This window comes from Archangium violaceum Cb vi76 (genome assembly GCF_000733295.1).
Taxonomy (GTDB): domain Bacteria; phylum Myxococcota; class Myxococcia; order Myxococcales; family Myxococcaceae; genus Archangium; species Archangium violaceum.
On the sequence record NZ_JPMI01000213.1, the window covers coordinates 55427 to 76063 of the forward strand.

At 71.5% G+C, this 20637-nt stretch carries 11 protein-coding genes; 4 read left to right on the forward strand and 7 right to left on the reverse strand.

Going from position 1 to position 20637, the window contains the following annotated elements:
- Positions 1-12: 12 nt before the first annotated feature.
- From Q664_RS27960 to Q664_RS27975, 4 genes are all read right to left on the reverse strand, one after another.
- Positions 13-816 carry a hypothetical protein gene (locus Q664_RS27960; RefSeq protein WP_043402432.1) on the reverse strand — a complete coding sequence of 268 codons (804 nt, stop codon included), beginning with the start codon at positions 814-816 and terminating at the stop codon, positions 13-15.
- Between the two features lie 86 nt (positions 817-902).
- Positions 903-1652: a hypothetical protein gene (locus tag Q664_RS27965; RefSeq protein WP_043402435.1), complete on the reverse strand. Its 750-nt coding sequence runs from the start codon at positions 1650-1652 to the stop codon at positions 903-905.
- A complete protein-coding gene (locus tag Q664_RS27970) occupies positions 1649-2851 on the reverse strand; it encodes a sensor histidine kinase (protein WP_043402438.1) in 1203 nt (400 codons plus the stop codon). Before Q664_RS27970 ends, Q664_RS27965 begins: the two co-directional genes overlap by 4 nt.
- The gene (locus tag Q664_RS27975) at positions 2851-3315 is read right to left on the reverse strand and encodes a SpoIIAA family protein (protein ID WP_043402441.1); all 465 of its coding nucleotides are present in this window, start codon (positions 3313-3315) and stop codon (positions 2851-2853) included. Before Q664_RS27975 ends, Q664_RS27970 begins: the two co-directional genes overlap by 1 nt.
- 156 nt (positions 3316-3471) lie before the next feature.
- Here Q664_RS27975 and Q664_RS27980 point away from each other — a divergent pair, with 156 nt between their 5' ends.
- The 4 genes from Q664_RS27980 (at position 3472) to Q664_RS27995 (ending at position 13550) form a co-directional block, all read left to right on the forward strand.
- A complete protein-coding gene (locus Q664_RS27980) occupies positions 3472-4605 on the forward strand; it encodes a hypothetical protein (RefSeq protein ID WP_043402444.1) in 1134 nt (377 codons plus the stop codon).
- A gap of 62 nt (positions 4606-4667) precedes the next feature.
- A complete protein-coding gene (locus tag Q664_RS27985; RefSeq protein ID WP_043402447.1) occupies positions 4668-8480 on the forward strand; it encodes a hypothetical protein in 3813 nt (1270 codons plus the stop codon).
- A 46-nt stretch (positions 8481-8526) separates the two neighbouring features.
- Complete coding sequence (locus tag Q664_RS27990; protein WP_043402450.1) at positions 8527-11286, forward strand: hypothetical protein; 2760 nt, start codon at positions 8527-8529, stop codon at positions 11284-11286.
- 92 nt (positions 11287-11378) lie between these two features.
- Positions 11379-13550: a bifunctional alpha,alpha-trehalose-phosphate synthase (UDP-forming)/trehalose-phosphatase gene (locus tag Q664_RS27995; RefSeq protein WP_043402453.1), complete on the forward strand. Its 2172-nt coding sequence runs from the start codon at positions 11379-11381 to the stop codon at positions 13548-13550.
- 6 nt (positions 13551-13556) lie between these two features.
- Here Q664_RS27995 and Q664_RS28000 read toward each other — a convergent pair whose 3' ends face one another.
- The 3 genes from Q664_RS28000 to Q664_RS28010 form a co-directional block, all read right to left on the reverse strand.
- Positions 13557-14219, reverse strand: a complete 663-nt coding sequence (locus Q664_RS28000) for a hypothetical protein (RefSeq protein WP_043402456.1) — start codon at positions 14217-14219, stop codon at positions 13557-13559.
- A gap of 147 nt (positions 14220-14366) precedes the next feature.
- Complete coding sequence (locus tag Q664_RS28005) at positions 14367-18056, reverse strand: DUF3857 domain-containing protein (protein WP_043402459.1); 3690 nt, start codon at positions 18054-18056, stop codon at positions 14367-14369.
- Positions 18057-18287: 231 nt separating this feature from the next.
- Positions 18288-20501: an MltF family protein gene (locus Q664_RS28010; protein ID WP_043402462.1), complete on the reverse strand. Its 2214-nt coding sequence runs from the start codon at positions 20499-20501 to the stop codon at positions 18288-18290.
- Positions 20502-20637: the final 136 nt, after the last annotated feature.

The window sequence follows — 20637 nt, forward strand, 5'->3', positions numbered from 1 at the left end:
GGCTGGATGATGCTAATGCCGCCCCAGCGCCCTGTCCCAGGCCGCCAACTGCACGGCTACCGTGTATTTGTAGGCACTGGAGAAATCATCGAAGTCCTTCGCGGGAAGCGTGGAGAGACGCTCGCGCAGGAAGCCTGGGTCGCTGAGCACCTCGGGGTGCTTGAAATCGGCGACCGCCGCGACCAGGGAGGGAATCATTCGCAGCAGGGCCTCGATGCAATCCTCCCGGGTAGCGCGAGACATGCGCTCCACCGTCAGGACCATGTGCTCGCGGACCGAGGCAGGGCCTCCGGGGCACCAGGCCTCCAGGGTCCTGCGGTAGATGTCATCCATGAGCTCTTCCAGCGTGTACTTCTGATCGAATGACCAGAACGCGTAGCGAAGGCCCTGGAGCACATCCCAGAAGCGGAGCACGGCGGCGAACCGTTTCGCCATGCGCTCAGCGCTCCGCAAGGGATGCGGAGACACGACATGCTCGATGGCCCCCCAAGGGGTGCTCAGACAGAAGGACTCGAAGGTGTCTCTCATGCGCTGGTGCTCTTCGTCCGGGACTTCCTCATCCAAGTACATGAAGACGCCGCCGAACATGTGCATCCGCCAGCGGGGGTCACCCGTGTCGAAGTCGGCCCCTGAGTGCATTGCCAGCACTTCGCCGGGCTGCACCTGGCGGATCTCCCGGGGCTGGGGAAAGGCACCGGTCTTGAGGTACTCCCGGGCCCACCAGAGGCCTTCGGCACCCACCTTGCGGCGGATGGCGGCTTTGGTGCCGTAGAGCCACGCTGGGAACTCGAGTACCTGGGAGTGTTCGGTGTTCATGGCCTTGCGCCCTACCACAGCGGTCAGATGTGCCTCAAGCGCCAGACACTTCGCTCGCGCCAGGAGCGCAGACGCCTCCCGCCCGCTCAGCGGCAGTCCGCGGGCAAATAGACCTGGCCCTGGAAGCCCTTGGGACGTTCGCCTCCTTCATAAGCGCCCCGGATCGCCTGCTCGGCCAATTCGCCGCGCTGCTCTACCTCTTCCCGGGGCACCTCCTCTTCCTTCTGAGCGGCCCGCTCCTTCCAGGAAGCACCGGGCTTCTTGCGCCGGTAGCTCCAGCGGTACAGCGTTACTCCGGGCTCAGGCGTGCGCCAGGACAACCTCCAGAGTGCGCCCCCGTTCTCGAATTCGAGGAAGAGCGACCCTTCGAAGCCGGTGCCTCCCGCGAGCTTCTTGTCAGGCTCAACGACTTCATTGAGCGCCGCCAGATAGCGCCCCGCCTGTTCTCTCCCTTCACTGCGTGACGCCTCATCGTCTGGTTTGATCTCGAACAGCACGAGGGTGAGGGTGTCCGTGATGTCCGGGCGCAAGAGCCTCACGAACTTCGAAAGACGCTTGGAATTCCCCAACTTCCCATCCCCCACAATGGTGGAGAGGTCTGTATCAAGGAAGACGGGGTTGAAGGGGTACTGCCTCTGGTACTCTCTGCCAATGGCATAATGTGCGGCCTTGCCAAGGAAAGCGCCCCAGGGCTCCCTGGAGTCAGGCTTCCGGCCAGGGAGCTTGGAGGCGGGCGGCTCCGCCCGGGCACCGAGGGCCGCCACGAGCACCAGGAGAAAACCCGCCAGCCTCCAGGTGCGCCCCGTCCTGCTTCCACTGCTCCTCATGTCGATCATGCTCCTTCCGGTGCGTTTGGGGCTTGGGGCAGCTCCACGAGCGCGATCGTGCCGCCTCCGGGCGCGGGCTCCAGGCGCAGGGTGCCGCCGTGCTCGTGGACGATCTTCTGGGCGATGGGCAGTCCCAGACCGCTGCCCTCGGGCTTGGTGCTGAAGAGGCCCCGGGTGAGCGCGGGGCCCTCGAGCACGCCGGAAATCCCACTGCCGCCATCGCGGATGGAGACGCGCACCGCGGCGGAGAGGGCCTCAATGGAGATGTGCACGGGCGCGGAGCCGGGCGTGGAGGCCTCGGTGGCGTTCTTGACGAGGTTGCCGAAGAGGCGGCGCAGGCCGTCCGGGTCCGCGGAGAGCGAGGGCTCGGGGCCGGGTCGCAGCTCCACCGGCACGGGTGAGGTGTCCTGGTAGAGGGAGCACACGTCGGCGAGCAGGGGGCGCAGGGCCACGGGCTGGAAGCGCGGCGCGGGCAGGCGGGCGAAGTCCGAGAAGCTCCGTGTCATCCGCATGAGCCGCTCCACCTCCTCCTGGAGCAGGGCCACGGACTCGGTGAGGCGGGTGGCATCCGGGGGCGTGTCCCCGCGCGACAGCCGCGCCAGCGCGAGCTTCATGCCGGTGAGGGGGTTGCGCAGCTCGTGGGCGAGCGCACGGGCTACGTCCTGCCACGCCGCTATCTGCTCGGCGGCCTTGAGGCGCTCGCGCTGGGCGGCGAGCTCGCGGCCCATGCGGTTGAATTGGACGAGGAGGAATTGCAGCTCGTCGCGGGGCGAGTCGGGGGCGGGGAGCTGGACGGAGAACTCGCCGCGCGCGTAGGCCCACATGCCGCGGGTGAGGGTGGAGACGGGGCGGGTGAGGGCGCGGCCGAGCAGCACGGCGGCGGCGGTGAGCACTGCGGCCGAGACGAGCAGCAGGACGGCGATGAGCCAGGGGGTGCGGCGCGCGAGCGCACGGCGGGCGAGCTCCGCCTGGGCGAGGTTGAGGCGCGCTTCATCCAGCGTGGCCTGGGAGCGGCCCTCGCGGGCGAGCCCCGCGGACACGTCCTCGAGTACCTGCTCCACGGGCGTCAGCGAGACGGAGAGCAGATCCTCCAGGGCCTGCCGGGCGATGAAGCCGAGCAGCACGAGGGGCACCAGTCCCGTGACGAGCATCACGGCGAGGAGCCGGCGGCGGAAGTTGGCGGGAGGAGGCGTCGGGTCTGAAGGCATCAGCGGGGCGATGTTGACGCCACGCGGGGCCCGCTTCCAGCTTTGGGCTCATGCGGACAGAGGCCCAGTCCCTGCTCCTCGAGGCGCGCGCTCGCCCAGCCCATCGCCTCCCCCTCCTGGGCGGTGACGAAGTAGGGCACGGGCAGCGGCTTGAAGTGCATGACGGTGCTCACCGACAGCCGCATGTCGGGGGACGTGATGACGAACGCCATCCCGAGCACCACCTCGCGGATGAGGCCCTCGTGCTCCTGCAGCCAGAGGACCTGCCGCTGCCGCTGCTCGGGCGTGGGCAGTCCTCCCCGGGTCAGGTCGGTGACGCTGAGGTAGCGCTCCCGCCGCCGCAGGCTGGTGGTGACCGTCTCCAGGTAGTGCTCGTACTGCCGGGACGAGGGCGTTCCCACGAACCGTACGAGCCGGAGTGGCCAGCGCGAGTCATCGAAGGTGATGGAGGAGTCGGGAAGCATGGCACTCCACGAGGAGCGGGGATTCGGGGCGCGCCGGAGCTTCCCTGTCCGGCAGGCGGGCGGGGGCGAAAAAAAGAAGCTGGCCGCATGCATGTTCAGCAGCGGTCCATTCGTCGGCCCTCCATTCGACGTTCGGTGCTGGTACCCTCCGGGGTGATGTCTCGTTTTCTCGCTCCTTCCCAGGCCTGGCTCTTCGGGCGAGGCGTGGACCTCGCCGTCTTCGCGGGCAGCGCGCTCGTGTCGGTGGTGCTGGTGCTCGCCGCGCCCGCGCTGGGGGCCGTGGGGGATACACCGTTGTGGGCGTGGGCGCTGTTCGTCGTCTGTGTCGACGTGGCCCACGTCTGGTCCACCCTCTTCCGCACCTACCTCGACGGGGACGAGCTGCGGAGCCGGCCCGGGCTCTACATCACCGCCCCGCTCGCCGCGTACCTGCTGGGGGTGCTCGCGTACCTGCTCTCCCCGGGCACCTTCTGGCGGCTCTTCGCGTACACCGCGCTCTTCCACTTCATCCGCCAGCAGTACGGCTGGGTGGCCCTCTATGGCCGCAAGGCCCGCGTCTCGGACACCGAGCGCGTCCTCGACGCCGCCGCCATCTACGCCGCCACCCTCGGCCCCGTGCTCTGGTGGCACGCGAACCTGCCCCGGGCCTTCTGGTGGTTCGTGGAGAACGACTTCGTCTCCGGCCTGCCCGCGTGGGTGGGCACCGGGGCGCTCGTCCTCCAGGGGCTGGTGCTGGCCGCGTGGGCGGGCTTCCAGTGCGCGCGCGTCCTGCGCGGCGAGGGTCTCCAGGTGGGCAAGGTGCTGTTGGTGCTCGCCACGGGGGTGACGTGGTTCGGTGGCATCGTGGTGGCCCGGGACGACTTCGCCTTCACGGTGATGAACGTCGTCCTGCACGGCGTGCCCTACTTCGCGCTGCTCTTCCGCTACACGCGTGGACGGCTCGCCGAGGGCGGTTATGGCTGGCTGGGGCCCGTGGTGCGCGCGGGCCTGCCCGGCTTCCTGGGGGTGCTGTGCGTGCTCGCCTTCGGGGAGGAACTGCTCTGGGACAAGCTGGTGTGGCACGAGCGGCCCCTGCTCTTCGGCGAGGCCGGTCTGGTGCTGCCCCCGGACGTGCTGGCGCTCGTGGTGCCGCTGCTCGCGCTGCCGCAGGCCACGCACTACGTGCTGGACGCGTTCATCTGGAAGACGAGCCGGGAGCCCCGGTTGCTGGCGCGGCTCGGGTGGTCTCGCGGCGCGGCCCAGGCGCCGGAGACGGGCCGGGCCTCGCTCTCCGGGCTCATGCCGCGTTGACTCTGGGCGCCCCCCACGGTCATCCTCCTGGTCTTTTGGACCGCTCTCCAGGGGGATTCAACTTGCACCAGGGAACCGCTCCGCGCGCCCTCCTCGTCGCGCTCGCGCTCGTCCTCTTCGTGGCCTGCGAGGTCACGGAACCCGCGCCGGAAGAGTCCTTCCGGGGAACCGTGCGGGTGGGCCTCGAATGTGAGAACGGCTTCCACCACGAGGAGCTGGTGCCCGCCGCGGACGGGTCTCCCGAGGTCTTCTTCAGCGAGAACGCGCTGGGGGCGTACCGGACGTCCGATGGGGGGCGCTCCTTCTCGCGCATCTACACCGATGATTTGTTGCAAATGCCGGGCATCACCAACGGCCCGAGGGACCGGACGTTCAAGCCCCGGCGCGTCCGGCCCATCGATGCGCTGCGCGTCGTGCTCTTCGCGGACAGCGGCGGCGTCAAGGTGGCGGACATGGTGTTCGGCTCGCGGGATGGGGGACGCACTTTCCAGCGGCTGGTGGGCGGGACGCGCGAGGGCGGTGCGCTTCCGCCGGACCTCGCGAGGGTCTCCGTGGACATGCGCAGCCCCGTCGCGGTGCACCGGCTCGATGACACGACGATCATCGCCTCCGTCCTGCACGAGGGGTGGTTCGCCTCGACGGACAACGGTGTCACGTGGCGGGCCTTCGATGACGGGAAGGAGCTGCTCACCGACACGGTGACGGGCAACCGGACCGTGTTCGTCCCGCACGTGCGCCAGGGGGCGCGCTCGCTCTACCTGCAACTGGGGCCGCGCGGCTGGTGGCTCGCGGAGGGCAATGCCCCGCTGCGCAAGCTGTGCAATGAGGTCCACGACGAGCCGCGGCTGCCCTGTGGGACGAGGGCGGCGCTCGGGCCGGGGGGCCGCATCGCCTATGCGGGCGAGGACTTCCTGGCGGTGTCGGAGGATGACGGCGCCACCTTCGTGCGGGCACCGCTGCAAGCCGCTCCGCCCTCGCTGCTGGCATTCGATGCGGCCGGCCGCGTCCACCTCATCCGCGAGACGAATGCCAGCCCGCCCGGCACGGCGCGCTGGGTGCGCGCGGAGCTCGTCCAGGGGCGGCTGGTGTTCGACGTGGTGGAGGCCCAGGCCGGGGAGGTCCCCCTGCGGGACTTCGTGTCGGTGATTCCCGGCCCCGATGGGGCGCACGCGCTCCTGGCGCGGGTGGAGAAGCCGTCGCCGGGCGTGCGCCGCCACCTGCTCTGCCGCTTCTCCGAGGGAGACGGGGCGCTCGCCGCGCTCACGCCGGGCTCGCCCGCGAGCTTCGAGCCGGGGCGCGCCTACGTGTACGCGCGGCGCAACGACATGAGCCGCCGGGGAGATCGCTTCACCCTCGACGCGAAGGGCCGTGCGTACGTGGCCACCCACCGCCAGGTGTGGGCCGCGCCCGACCATGAGGCGCCGCTGTTCGACATCACCCCCGGTCCACTCGAGGGCGAGCGCATCTCGTTCCTGTACGGCGTGAGCCTGCTCGGCGGCGTGCTGCACGTGGCGGAGGATGACGATGGGCGGAAGACCGGGGGCCTGAGTGACGAGACGGTCGTGCACCAGCTCAATCCCGGCACGGGGGCGAAGTCCGGGGAGGTCCGGCCGCGCGTTCCCACCGGCTACACGGCGCACGTGCCCGTGGGGTGGGGGCGCTACCTGTCGGGCACCGCGGACATGCTCGTCACCTCGGGCCACAACGGCTCCGTCATCGTCGAGGCGCCGCTCTCGCGCGTGGGCGGGGCGACGGTGCTGCCGCCGTACGGGCGCTTCGGCCACGATGGCACCTACGTCTTCGCCACCACGCGCGTCCCCGTGGAGGGCGTCACGCGCATCGGCCGCATCGACGTGGCCCGTGAGCGGGTGGACCTGGCCTCCTGCGATACCCCGGGCCGCCGCTGCTGGAGCTACCCCGGCGAGGTGGCGGCGCTCTCCACCGATCACCATGGCCGCCTCTATGTCGTGGACGCGCTGCGCGGCCAGGTGCTGCGGCGCTCCTTCGACGCGCCCGACGAGACGCCCTGGACGGTGGTGGGCGAGGGCTTCATGCACCCCACGGATCTCCAGGTCCGCGACGTGGGGGACGCCACGCGCGTCTACGTGCTCGACGGGGATGTCTTCGTCTTCGAGGCGGATGACGCGCGGCCGGCCCGGCGCGGCAACGAGGGCGCGCCGGTGACGCTCGGCTTCCGCGAGGGCGAGGCGACGGGGGCCGAGAACCTGGCCCAGGAGGCCTCCTACCTGCCGGACGGGGTGGAGGTGCATTCCTCCTGCCGTACGTCCCGCGCCGGCTATTGCGTGCTGCGGGGAACGTTCCGGCCTCGCCTCGCCACGTCGGGGGCCTCCATTGGCGGCCTGCCGGCCCGCGTCCTCGCGGAGAACTTCACCGAGGTGCGTCTGGGCTGGCCCGAGGGCCTGGCTCCCGGAGCGCACGAGGCCGTGCTGCCGCGTGTGGATCCGGGCAGTCCTCCCCTGCGCGTCCAGGTGACGCTGCTCGCCGACGAGCGGGCGCGGCTCTTCGATTTGAGGCCGGAGCGGCTCGGCCTGCCGCGTCACGGACAACTGGGCGGAGTGGTGGGAGGGGAGACGTGGGTGGGGGCGCTCGCGACGCAGTGGACGGTGCAGGGCGACTCCACCGGGTTGATTCCCTCGCCGGCCCGGCTGGAGCTCAAGGCGGTTCTCGACACGCCCGGACTGACGCCGCTGGGCCTGGGCTTGCGCGAGCGCTGGTTCGACACGCGCGACTACGACGCCGGGACGGACGTTCCGCGCGTGCACGTCAGCGGCGAGGCGGCCTTCGTGTCGCTGCGCGCGCTCGTGCAGGATCCGCGCACCGGCAACTGGTCCCCGCCCACCTCCTTCACCGTGCGGGTGCTGCGCGCCGTGCGGAACGTACCGGACACCGGCTCGCCCTTCGAGGTGGTGGAGCTCCCCGCGCTCGTCCTGGCGGACACCGCGGGCCTCGAGGGGCGCATCGAGGGCCTCACGGCGGTGGGTGGGGTGCCGGTGGTGGCGACGTACGACACCGGGGCGCGCCTCTTCCGCGTCCATGCGCTGGAGGGCTCCACGTGGCGCGAGGTGTGGCGCAGCGGGAGCACCGGGCTGACGGCGCTGGCCGCCCGGGACGCCCTCTACGTCTACGCCCAGTCCGCGAGCGCGCCCCCGTCGGTGGCGCGGCTCGGGCTGTCGCTCGACGCGGACGCGGTCCAGGTGGCGCTGGCGGGGCCGTACTCGTTGACCGGCGTGCTCCCCAGGGGCATCCGGCTCACCGGGACCGCGGAGGGGGACGGGCTGTTCGTCGCCGAGCGCACCGATGGCGTCCACGCCGTGCTGCGCGTGGGCGCCGGCACGGACTCAGTGGAGACGCTGGCGCTCGTCGACCCCTCGCTGCCCGGAGTAGGGGAGGTCTACACGGAGAGCCCGGACCTGCTGCCGCTGCCGGGCCTCTCCGCGGTGACGCTGTTCGATGGACGTCCCGTGCTGGCGCTCGCCCGCCGTACCGGGGACGCGCGGACGTTGCGCGTGGCGCATTGGACGGGCAGTGGCTGGGCGTTGGGAGACGAGCTGTTGGTGGGCTCGAGCGTGTCCCTGTGCGTGGGCGCGGTGCAGACGCGCCGCGAGGGAGAGGGCTGCTCGCTGGCCCTCTACGATGGCCGGGCCACCCATGGCTGCGGGCCGCTCTCGTGCGAGGTGCGCTCCAGCACGTGGACGCCACGGCCGGGCACCCTGGCCGAGCGGGTGGCGCTCATTCCCACCTCCACCGGGGTGGACGTGCTCTTCGAGAGCGTCTTCCCCAAGCCCTACCTCTCCCCGCGCAACAACCTGGGGGACCACGAGGTGCAACTCGCGCGGGTGAGGCTCGCGCCATAGGGGCCGGCCTTTCCGAGCTCGGCCCACCGGGAGAAGCTTCGCCATCATGACGACAAGTGTTTCGTTCGGGTCCGCCGTCCACGCCTCCCTGCTGGCCGTGCTCCTGCTCTCCGCCTGTGCGCCCGTGCACGAGTCGCTGGGCGACCGCGCCCTGTCCCGGGGCGACGAGCCGGGCGCCATCGCCGAGTACGAGAAGGCGATGAAGGGGGAGATCCTCGTGGACTTCGAGTACGAGCGCCTCCGGGAGAAGCGCACGGCGCTCGTCGAGGGCAGGTGGGGCCCGATGCTCGACGCGGAGCTGGCGCGCCGGGACGCCATGCCTCCGCTGGCGCACGTCACGGCGCTGCTCCGGCTTCGCGAGCAGGTGCGCTCCGACCGCATCACGCGCGCCTTCCTCCGCCGCCTCGATGCGGCGACCGTCGACGCCACCCTGCCCGAGCGGCTCGCCGCCACCACCTCTCCGGAGGTGTCCGAGCGCACCCGGGTGCTCCTGTCACTGGTGGATCTCGCGCTCGCGCAGCATGCGCCGCAGCGGGCGGTGGAGCAGCTCGTCACGGCGTTGGAGCGCACCCTCGCGGTGGGTTTTCCTCCTGTCGGGGCGGAGCGGAGCCTGGCGCGCATCGAGGAGCTGTTCGCGCTGCGCACCCGGCTGCGCGAGCGCAAGCTCCCCGCCTCCGTGGATGCGTTGCTCGACGCGGACTTCCGGCGTCTGGCTCCCGGGCCCCTTCCTCCGCCCGGCCCGGATGCCGCCGCGTGGCTGGAGCGGGTGCTGTCATTGAGGGAGCAGGGCCAGCGGCTCGCCGCTCCCGCGGAGACCCTCGCGTTGCTCCAGCGCACCGCCGATGCCGCCCTGGCCCGGTTGATGGAGGAGCCCGAGCGCGACGTCCAGGCCCACCGCTGGCTGGCCGCCGTGGATCGCCTGAGTCCCCTGGCGGCCCGGGTGGAGGAGGGCCACCCGGTGCGCGAGCGGCTCCGGAGCGTGCTCCAGCAGGGCGTGGCGTGGCACCAGGAGCAGGCGCGCCAGCTTCCCCCGGGCTACCGGCGCTCCCTGCACCTGGCGCTCGCGGCGACGCTCTCCGGCGCGCAGGAGCCCCGCCGTCAGCTCGGTGCCGAGCTCCAGGCCCTGGGGGATGGCTGGCGCACCGCGCTCACGCTCCAGCCTTCCTTCTCCACGGCCCCTTCTTGCTCCTCGGCGGCCGAGGTGCTCGCGCGCTCCCTGTCCCGGGGCTCGCGCGAGGTGCGGGTGGGGATCGTCCTGTCGCGGTGTGCCGCCTCCGAGTCCCAGGGGGGCGAGACGCGGGAGGTGGCGTACCAGACGCAGCAGAGCTACCAGGAGGAGGTCGTCGTCCAGGCCGGTTACCGCACCGAGCGCGTGCAGGTGGGCTCCCACAAGGAGCAGTGCTCGAAGCCCGCGTCGATCGACGGGTACGTCTGGCGCGGCCTGTGCGATGTGCCGGACTACGAGACGCGCAACATTCCCCTCTACGAGACCCGGCTCGTGGACAAGGTGCGGGAGGTGACGGGCCGTCTCTCCTATCCGGTGCGCAAGTGGCGGGCCACGGCGGAGGTGTCCGGGGTGGCCACGCTGCGCTGGGAGGACGGCACGGAGCTGCGGGTGCCCTTCACCCGCCGCCGGGAGGACGTCACCGAGGCGTGGGCGTACCGGCTGCCGCCGCGCGAGCTGGGCCAGCGCGAGCGCACCGGGCAGCAGGACTTCACGCCCGGTTTCGGCGCCACGCGGACGCTCGTGTCCGCCGCTTCCGAGGCCGCTGGCGAGCTGTCCGCCAGTCTGGCGCGGGAGGTGCGCGCGCACCGGGCGAGGCTGGCGCGGGCCGAGGGCGCGGCGGCGCTCGCGGCGGGGAACGAGGACGTGGCGGCCGAGGCCTTCGTCCGCTCGGTGCTCCATGACGGCAGGGCCGAGGCGCAGGCCGCGGCCTGGTTCGAGCGGACCCAGGGGTTGTCGGCCGCCACCGTCGAGCGGGTGCTGTCCCTGGAGGGCGTGGCGCGCGCGGTGCCCGCGGCGGACGCGCCGGAGCGCCCCCTGGCGTACGCGCCGCCCGGGCTGGTGGTGCCCGTGGATTCCGTGCTCCTCGCCCGGACGAGCGGACTCGAGACGGATGTGTCGAACCTGCGGGAGTACAAGGATGGCGTGAAGCCCGGCTTCGAGGGGATGCGCACCCACTTCAAGCTGGCCGGCTTCAACCTGGGCACGAGGGGGACGTCCCTGGAGCGGCCCGCGATGTTGGTGGGCGTCGAGTGCTTCGGGCCCATCCTGGCCAACTGGCTGGGCAGGCCCGGTTGGGGCTTCACGGTGCAGGACGAGCTGGGGCTCCACGCGGGCGTGGGGGCATTCCTCGGCAAGCAGGCGGCCTACGCGGAGGGGGAGGAGGAGGGCCGCCTGGCGCTGAGGCTCGGCGCCCGGTACACGGGGCTGGTGGGCCTGCGGCTGCGCTCCCTGGGCCTCTTCGTGGGCGCGGATACCGGCTACACCTGGGTGCGCTCGGGTGACGTGTTCGCGGGCAACCTGCACGTGTCTCCCGCGGCGCGCGTGGCGCTGCGCTTCTGGGGCCCCTACCAGCTCATCGTCCAGGGCTGGGGTTTCGTCCAGCCCCTCCCGGGCCTTCCCCGCCAGGACGGCCTCTCCGTGTCCTTCCCCGTGCTGGGCCGCGGCGGGGCCGATCTCATGTTCCAGTACGAGCGCGCCACGTTCGATCGCTCGGCGCTGCTCGAGGACGGGAAGACGCGGACGCGCCTCGGCCAGGTTCCCGTGGAGACGATGATGGTGCTGCTCGGCATCCGGGGCTGAGCCGCGCGTGCCCGCACAAGGTTCTATAGGTGGCATGGCCTCCATTTCAGGGGTGGTCATCTCCGGCGCGGCTGGGTAAGGGACAGGGACGTATGTCCCGACTCCTGCTCGTTTCCAATCGCCTCCCCGTCACCGTGAAATCGGACAAGGATGGGGTCTCCGTGGTCCGCAGTGCCGGAGGGCTCGCCACGGGCCTGCGCGGCCCGCATGAACGCTCGGGGGGCGTGTGGATCGGCTGGCCCGGGGATGTGTCGCGCCTCACGCCGCCGCAGCGCGCTTCCGTGGAGGCCCAGCTCGCCGAGCTGCGCTGCGTGCCCATCTACCTGAGCGCCAGCGAGGTCGGCCGCTTCTACGAAGGCTATTCCAACCAGGTTCTCTGGCCGCTGTGCCACTACTTCCTCGACCGCATCCCCCGGCAGGACCGGGACTGGGACGTCTACCGCAAGGTGAACGAGCGCTTCGCCGACCTGGTGGCGAGGCAGTACCAGCCCGGGGACACCATCTGGGTGCACGACTACCAGCTCATGTTGGTGCCGGCCCTCCTGCGGGCGCGGCTGCCCCAGGCGCGCATCGGCTACTTCCACCACATTCCCTTCCCCTCGAGCGAAATCTTCCGCAGCCTGCCGCACCGCGTGGAGCTGGTGCGCGGCCTGCTGGGCGCGGACCTCATCGGCTTCCACACGCACACGTACGTGCGTCACTTCGCCAGCACCCTCATGCGGCTGCTGGGGCTGGAGACGGTGGTGGACCGTGTCGAGCACGAGGGGCGCGAGGTGCGGCTGGGGGCCTTCCCCATGGGCATCGACGCGCAGGCCTTCGAGAACCTGGCCAACGACGCCGGGGTGCTCGAGGAGGTGCGCGTGCACCGGGAGAAGAGCCCGGGGCAGCGGCTGGTGCTGGGCGTGGACCGGCTGGACTACACCAAGGGGATTCCCCGCCGGCTCCTGGCGGTGCAGCGGCTGCTGGAGCGCGAGCCCGCGTGGCGCGGCCGGCTGCGCTTCATCCAGGTGGCCGTGCCCAGCCGCACCGGCGTGGCGGACTACTCCGCCTACCGCGAGAAGGTGGACGAGCTGGTGGGCCGCATCAACGGCCTCTACGGCGGCGTCCACAACGTCCCCGTGCACTACCTCTACCGCACCTTCAACGAGAAGCAGCTCGCCGCGCTCTACCGCGCCGCGGACGTGATGCTCGTCACGCCCATCCGCGACGGGATGAACCTGGTGGCCAAGGAGTTCTGCGCCGCGCGCCCGGACGAGGACGGCGTGCTGATACTCAGCGAGTTCGCCGGCGCGGCGGACGAGCTGGGGGACGCGATGATCGTCAACCCCTACGACGTGGAGAGCATGGTGGACGCGCTGGAGACGGCGCTGGAGATGCCGCAGGAGGAGCGGCGCACGCGCATGCGCACCCTGCGCGCCCGCGTGAAGGAGTACGACGTGCACTGGTGGGTGCGCTCCTTCCTGGAAACGCTCGAGTCCACCCCCGTGGCCCCTCCGCGCGTGGAGCCGGCGGGCGCGGAGGTGGCGCTCGAGCGCATGCGCCAGGCCGAGCGCCTGCTGCTCCTCATCGACTACGACGGCACGCTCGTCCCCTTCGCGCCGAGGCCGGAGCTGGCCGCGCCGGACGTGGCGCTGTTGGACCTGTTGCAGCGGCTCTCCATCCGGCCCGATACCCAGGTGCACATCGTCAGCGGGCGGACCAAGGAGACGCTGGAGGCGTGGCTCGGCGCGCTCCCCGTGGGCCTGCACGCCGAGCACGGGCTCTGGTCGCGTTCCGCGCCGGGCCAGCAGTGGAAGGCCCTGGATGGGGTGCCCACGGATTGGAAGGCCCTGGTGAGGCCGGTGCTCGAGTCCTTCGCCGCGCGTGTGCCCGGGGCGCTGGTGGAGGAGAAGTCGGCGTCGCTCGCGTGGCACTACCGGCAGGTGGACCGGGTGTTCGGCGCGAGGCAGGCGATGGAGCTGCGGTTGCACCTCGGCGAGGTGTTCGCCCACGGCCCGCTGGAGGTGCTGCCCGGCGACAAGGTGGTGGAGGTGCGCGCGCGCGGGGTGAACAAGGGCCGCGTGGTGGGCACCATCACCGAGGGCATGGCTCCCGGCACGTTGGTGGTGGCCCTCGGCGATGACCGCACGGACGAGGACCTCTTCGCCGCGCTGCCCGAGGGGAGCCTCGCCATCCACGCGGGCGGCAAGAAGACGCGCGCCCGCTACCGGGTGGATGGCCCCACCGAGGTGCGCCAGTTGCTCGCCGCGCTGCTGCCGGGCTGAGCCGGCTCACAGCCGGATGTTCTCGTACTCGAGCAGCGCCGCGAGCCCGTCCTCCATGGCCTCGCGGGCCACGGCCGTCTGCCGGTGGAGCAGCGCGTGCATCCGCTGGTCCTTCTCGTCCCGGCTCTCACAGTCCTTCGAGTACTCCTCGAAGGCGCGCAGGCCGCTGATGAGCTGGGCGAGGTGGTTGGGGCACTCGCACTTCACCGTGGCCACCACCTCCAACAGCCGGCCGAGCTGCTCGTGGGTGAAGCGCGGGGGCTTCGGCTCGCGGGACGGGGCCTGGGGCACCTCCCGGCTCCGGGCCTGACGCGCCTCGTCCAGCGCACGGTGGACGTGGGTGCGCAGCAGGCTGAGCGGCAGCGGGCCCTGAACGAAGCGGATCCGTTGAGAAGTGAGTGCTTGGAGCATGCCGTGGTGCGTCAGGCGGTAGCTGACGACGGCGTGCGCGGCGCCGGTGAGGGAGAGCAGCTCGGGCACGAGCCGCTCGGGCACCTTGCCCAGGTCCACGAAGTCCAGCGCGAGCACCTGGGGCCGGAGTGACGGCACCTTGGCACGGAATGTCTCCAGCGAGCTCCCCGCCCACAGCACCTCCAGGTCCCGCATGGCCTGCGGGTTCGCCTGGAGCTGGCTGGGGTAGGTGTCTCCCAACAGCGCCAACGTCACCATGTGTGTTGCCCCCTTGTCCCGGAGCGGGCCGGCGCATGGATGCGCGAGGGAAAAGTGTGTTTCTCCGGGGCGTCCAGGGCCAGGGGCTGTCGTGCCTCTGGCCCGGCTACCCCGTCCATCACCCGAAAGCGCGGGTGCCCCCCGGTCCTACCGTTCCGCGGTGGGGGAGGCGGGCCCGCGCAGGGTCACCTTGTGCGCGAAGGATTGATCCACCCGGCCGAGGAAGGAGCGGAAGGCCGGGTAGTCATCCGCCTTCACCCGGGCGGAGGTGAGGGCCACCTCGCCCTCGCACAGCAGCTGGTTGCCCTCCTGGCGGTAGGAGACGCGCACGCGGCCGAAGGCCGTCTGTTCCTGGTACGGGGAGGGGAGCTCGGCCACGCTGTAGCCCGGGGGCAGGGTGTAGCGGAAGGAGAAGCTGTTGACCCAGGGGCCACTCATCACCAGGTCGAAGCGGCGCTCGGCGAGCGAGGCGTAGGACTGGGTATAGGAGCGGCCGGTGCCGAAGGGCAGGAAGCGCAGCTGGCCGGGGAGGGCCTCGGCGAAGCGGGGGATGGTCATCTTGAAGTCCACCTGCACGTCGTCATCCAGGCGGGTGGTGTCGTTGAGCTTCACGTCGTGCACGGTGAGGCCGGGGAAGCTCTGGGCCCAGGAGCGCTCGAAGGTGGACTTGCGCGAGGCCACGGCGCGGTAGGCGCGGCGGTACTCGGGCGCCATCTGCCCGCCCACGCGGGTGGCGCCGGCGGCCTCGGTGGTGCCGTCCGGGCGCAGCGTCAGGTTCATGGTGAGGCGGGTGGCGTTGTCCTCGGGGCGCGCCTCGGGCGTGGTGGAGAAGGTGGCCTTGCCGTCCGGCTCCACCACCAGCACGTTGGCCACGCGGTCCGCGCTGGGCAGCTCGCGCGCGCCGTGGAACTCGGCGGTGCCGTCCAGGTACAGGTCGAAGCCCGGCACGTAGACGATGGCGTGGTTGAAGGCGGCCAGGCTCGCCGGCTCCTCGCCAATGGCGCCCAGGTTGCGCATGCGCAGCAGCACCAGGCGGCTGTCCACGCCGGCCACCTTCAGCATGGCGTGGATGAGGCTCGCCTTGTCCTTGCAGTCACCGAAGCGCCGCGCCAGCACCCGGTCCACCCGGTAGGGCTTGAAGCCGTGGATGCCGAACTCGAGCGCCACGTAGCGCGTGTTCGTCACCACGAAGTTGTAGATGGCGCGCACCACGGCCTTCTGATCCTCGCGGTCCACGCCCTGCAGCACGGTGTCCACCGTGCGGCGCAGCTCCTCGTTGGGGGTGAGCTGGTCGCGGACGAGGCCCCACCAGTAGCGGCCCACCTCGTCCCAGGTGCGGTAGGTGGACACGTGGAGGTTGGCGGCCACCTCGGCCCAGCCGGGCATGCCGGGCTCCGGCACCACCTTGGAGACGTGCTTCGCGCTCCAGCGGTAGAGGACGCTGCCGCCCTCCACGTCCTCGCGCGTGTGCGTCACGCCGGGCAGCTTCTTCTCGTTCCAGTAGAGGGGCCGCTCCTTGGGCATCTCCACGAGGAACTGGTACCGCACCTTGGGGTAGACGCCCTGCACGCTCTCCACGTCGCCCCAGTAGTCGGACAGGAGGTTGTCCTGGGCGGTGTCGTCCACGCGGTACTGCAGCTCCAGCACGTCGCCCACGGCGAGCGCGGGGAAGGAGAGCACCTTGGCGCGGGCGTCGTAGTACATGCCCGTCCAGGGCTCGTTGATGTTGCGATCGCTCTCGCCATAGCTGTCCACCACGGAGCCGTCCGGCTTGGTGATGCGGGCGCGGAGGATGCGCACCTCCTGGCGGTCCGGCGAGTAGGTGACGGGGTAGGTGCGGAAGGCGTCCACGCCGCGGGTGTTGAGCACCTTCACGGCGAACTGGTGGAGCCGGCCGGACAGGCCGCTCTTCTGCACGCGCACATAGTTGGTGTCCACCAGGTACACGGCGTCCTCGAGGGCGTAGCTGTCGGCGTCCTTCAGGAGGCCCTTGATGTCGGTGAGGTAGCGGGCGCCGGTGCTGGCGGACTCGCCCTTGAGGGTGCGCACGGCCTCCTTGAGGGCGGGGTTCTGCGGGCGCAGCGCCAGGGAGCGCTCGAAGGAGGCGAGGGCCTCCTCCCGGCGGCCGGCGGACAGCAGGGCGCGGCCCTCGCGCTCGTACACCTCGGGCTCGTCCGGGGAGAGGGCGCGGGCCTCGGCGAACCAGGCGGTGGCCGCGTCGAGCTGGCCGTTGGCGGCGCGCAGCTCCGCCAGCTTCAGGCGGGTGGCGTTGTCGAAGGGGTCCAGGACGAGCATCTGCGCGAACTCCCGCGCGGCGGCCTCCACCTGGCCCAGGTTCGCCAGTTGCGAGGCGAGCTGGGCGCGGCTGTAGCGGTCGTCATGGCGCAGCGCGAGGGCCACGCGCAGCCGGGCGATGGATTCCTGGTGCCGGTCCACCATGCGGGCGGCGGCGGCGGCGTTGCGCACCACGCGGGGGATGCGGGGCAGGCGCTGGAGCGTCTCCTCCACCATCATGTGCGCGCGAGCGGACTCGCCGAGCGTCTCGTAGGCGCGGGCGAGCGTGAGGCGGGCGGCGGCCGAGTCCGGGGAGAGCTCCACCATGGGCTTGAGCAGCTCGAGGACGCGCTCGGGGTGGCCGCGCTCCAGCTCGAACTCGGCGAGCGCCACGCGGGCCTGGGTGGAGGTGGGGTCGGCGCGCAGGGCGGCCTCGAGGAAGCCGCGGCGCAGGTTGAGGTCATCGCGGTGGGTGCTGGCGGCCAGCAACTGCAGGCGCACGTCCTGGGGCGCCTCGCGGGCGGCGCGGTCGGCCTCGACGGTGGCGGTGTGCTCGCGCTCGTCGAAGGCGCGGAAGAAGTCGAGCGCCGTGGCGTACTCACCGCGCAACCGGGCGTCCGCGGGAGCCCTGGCCACCAGCTCCTTGAGAGCGGAGGTGACGGTGGGCAGCGGCTGGGGCGCGGCGGAGGGGCCCTTGGTGAGGGCGGGCAGGGGGGTGGGGAGCGTGGCGCGCAGGCGGGCCACCGGATCGCGGCGCAGGTAGAAGCCGAGCGGGCCGGACTCCTGGCACACCTTGAGGAGGACGCGGTTGAGGCCCTTGCGCAGGCGCACGGAGACGCGCGACTGGTCGGGCCGGGGCGCGTTGTAGTGGTCGCTGCTGGAGACCTTCTCGCCATTCACCCAGAGGCGGAAGGCGCCGGAGGTCCCCACGCCGAGCGCCACGCGCGTCTCGGCCGGGGCCTCCAACCAGGTGAGGGCGTAGGCCACGGCCTCGCGGTTGGGGCGCACGGCGGAGGCCAGGTCGACATAGCCCGCGGTGGGGCTGGCGGCGAGCCGGCGCCAGGAGACCTGACGGCCCTTGGCACCAGGGTAGGTGGCGGAGAGGTCCAGGTGGGGGGCCTCGGGGCCGAAGTCGGTGTCGCAGCCGGCCTTGCCCTCGTTGTCGAAGCCGCCGACGACGTAGTAGTCGCCGATGAAGCCGAGGGAGGAGTCGTGGATTTCGGAGGACTTGTTGAGCCGGCCGCGCGAGCGCTCCAGGTCCATGAAGAGGAACCAGGCGGTGGCGCGGGTACCGGGGTCGGTGTCGCGGCGGGTGGCCACCTCGGCGTAGGTCTTCACGAGGGGGGTGAGATCCTCGAGGTCCTCGCGGAGGGTATGCAGCCGGATGAGGTGGGCGGCGCCACGGGGGGAGGAGGCGAGCTCGAGGGCTTCCTCGGCCTGCTCGCGGGCGGCGGTGGCGCTGTTCTCGGAGGCGGCCCGGGTGAGGAGCGGGCAGGCGAACGCGAGCAGTGCGACGAGCCAGGTGGTGCGCGAGAGCACGGCGAGCGGTGGGGTACGGGACATCCGTGTTCCTCGTCCGTCGAAAAGGGTGCCGGGGGTGAGAGTCGGCGCGGGTGAACAGCCGGGCATCGGAGAGCCTTCCCCTGCATGCGACGTCATGGGCGGACAAGCAACTGAAATGTCGGCCGCCGGGCGGGGGAGTCCACCCATCCGTTGGCGGGAGACGGATTCCCTCGCCCTCTGGGAGAGGGGGAGGGCTTGCTGGACCGCTCGCTGGATGGCCGGGAACACCGGCTACTGAACCACCTTCACGTACTCGACGTAGCGCGCCTGGATGTCGGAGACGTAGCGCACCGGCTCGGAGCCTCGGCAGTACCCGTGGCGCGCGCGCCGGTAGTGCTCTGGCTTCTCCAGCAGGAGCATGGCCTTCTCCACGTGGCCGAACCACTTGTCGGGGTCCAGCCCCTGCTCGGCCGCCAGCCGCCGCGCGTCGAGCACGTGTCCCAGCCCCACGTTGTAGGCCGCCAGGGCGAAGCGCAGCCGGTGCTTGAAGGGAATCGTCGGCGCCAGCCGGCCCAGCATCTGGTGCATGTACCGCACTCCGGCGTGCGTGCCCTGCTCTGGATCCTCCAGCTCGGTGAAGCCCATGGAACTGCCCGTGGTGGGCATCACCTGGAAGAGGCCTTGCGCGCCCACCCAGCTCTTCGCCTTCGGGTCGAAGTGGCTCTCCCGCCAGGCCTGCGCCGCCATCAACCGCCAGTCGAAACCATAGGTCGTGGAGTACTTGCGGATGAGCGTGTCATACGGGGAGAGCCGTCCGCTGCTGCCGGCCCGCTCCTCCTTGGCCCGGGTGATGTGGCGCTTGTTCTCGAAGTAGCGCTTGCGCCACATGTTGTAGTGGACGCCGCGGTACGTCTTCTTCACGAAGCCGTCCAGGAAGGCGCGCAGTTGGGGGTTCTCCTGGCGCACGGCGAAGGCGATCTCCTTCTGGGCGGACTCAGCCCCGGGCGGGCCCGGCTGTGGCAGCGTGAAGCCCGCCTCCAGGTCGTCCCGGTAGACGCGCTCGGCGTCGAGGATGTGGCTGTCGGCCACCGTGAAGTCGAGCTCCCCGGCCGCCACCCGCTCCAGCAGCACTTCCGTTTCCTGGTCCTCGGGGGCGGGCTCGATGTCGAAGGGGCCATGCTTCTCCCGCAGCGCGAGCAGCGTGGTGTAGTAGCTGGAGGATTTGCGTGCGTGCACCTTCTTGCCCTCGAGCTCCTCGGGGGAGGCCGCCTTCGGGCCGGTGCTCCGCTGGACGAGCACCTCGTCCACGTAGAGGTAGGGCTGGCTGAAGGCCACCTCGGCCTGGCGCTCGGGCGTGATGGTGAGCGAAGCGGCGATGAAGTCCCCACGGCCCTCGCGCAGCCAGGGGATGAGCAGATCTCTCGAGGGGGGCACCACCACCTCCAGCCGCACGCCCAGCTCGTCCGCGGCCGCCTTGGCGAGCTGATAGTCGAAGCCCATGGGCTCCCCGCGGTAGAGGAAGTAGGTGAGGGGGTTGTTGCGCGTGAGGACCCGCAGCACACCGCGCTTGCGGAGGGCATCCAGGTCCCCCGTGAAGCGCTCGGAGGTGTACTCGGTGAGCGCGTTCTCGACGAGGAAGCCATCCAGCGAGGCCTTCAGCTCCGGGCTCTCCTTGCGCAGCCCCCAGGCGAGCCGCTGCCCCTCCGCGATGGGGAAGAGCCGCTCCACGTCCGGGTTGTAGGCCTCGATGGCCGCCAGCAGGTGACTGTCCAGCACGGTGAGCGGGCGCTGGCCGCGCGACACCTCGTAGGCGAGCTGCTCCGGCTCCACGTTCTCCGGCACCGGCTCGAGGGTGAGTCCCGGGGCCTTCTCCCCGGCCAGGGCGCGCAGGGAGTCCGCGTAGGAGGAGCTGGCGCGCACGTGCACCTTCCTCCCGGCGAGCTGCCCGGGGCTCCTCGGGTTGTCCTGCGCGCCCTTCTTCCCCACCACGTATTCACTGACCACCGCCAGCGGACGGGTGAAGGCAATCCGCTCGGCCCGCGCCTGCGTCACCGTCATCTCCGCGGCGACGATGTCCCCCTTGCCCTCGGTGAGCAGGGGGATGAGCCGGTCGAACCCCGACACCCGGATGAACTCCGCCTTCATCCCGTGGCGCCGGGCGAAGCGCTCCAGCAGCGCGCGCTCCTGCTCCTTGGGGCTGCCCTGCCGGGGCAGGAACTCCTCCTCCGTGCCCTCGATGAGGATGCGCAGGGTGCCCCGCTCCTTCATCTCCGCCAGGTCCCCCTGCGCCACCGGCAGCTCGCGCTCGTCGGCGGCCGCCACCGTGCTCGCGCCTTCGGGGAAGGCGTCGTCTTCACCTCCAGTGCTGGCCGAGGCGGTGGGGCCCGGAGGCCCGGCCTTCTCGCCAGCACAGGCGCCCTCGCAGGCGGACACCGCGCACAGCAGCGCGGCCGCCAGGAGCCACCGGTTGAGGGTTGGACGACTGCGAGCGGACGGATGGGTCATCTCCTGCACCTCCAGGGGGTGGACTGCGTCTTCCCTCCACTCACCATGAACGGCGCGTAGGTGGGTACCTGGGGATGTGCCGAGATGTGCCGAGCGCTCACCGCGAGCCGGTCAGGCTCCCGCCTACCGCGGGTGG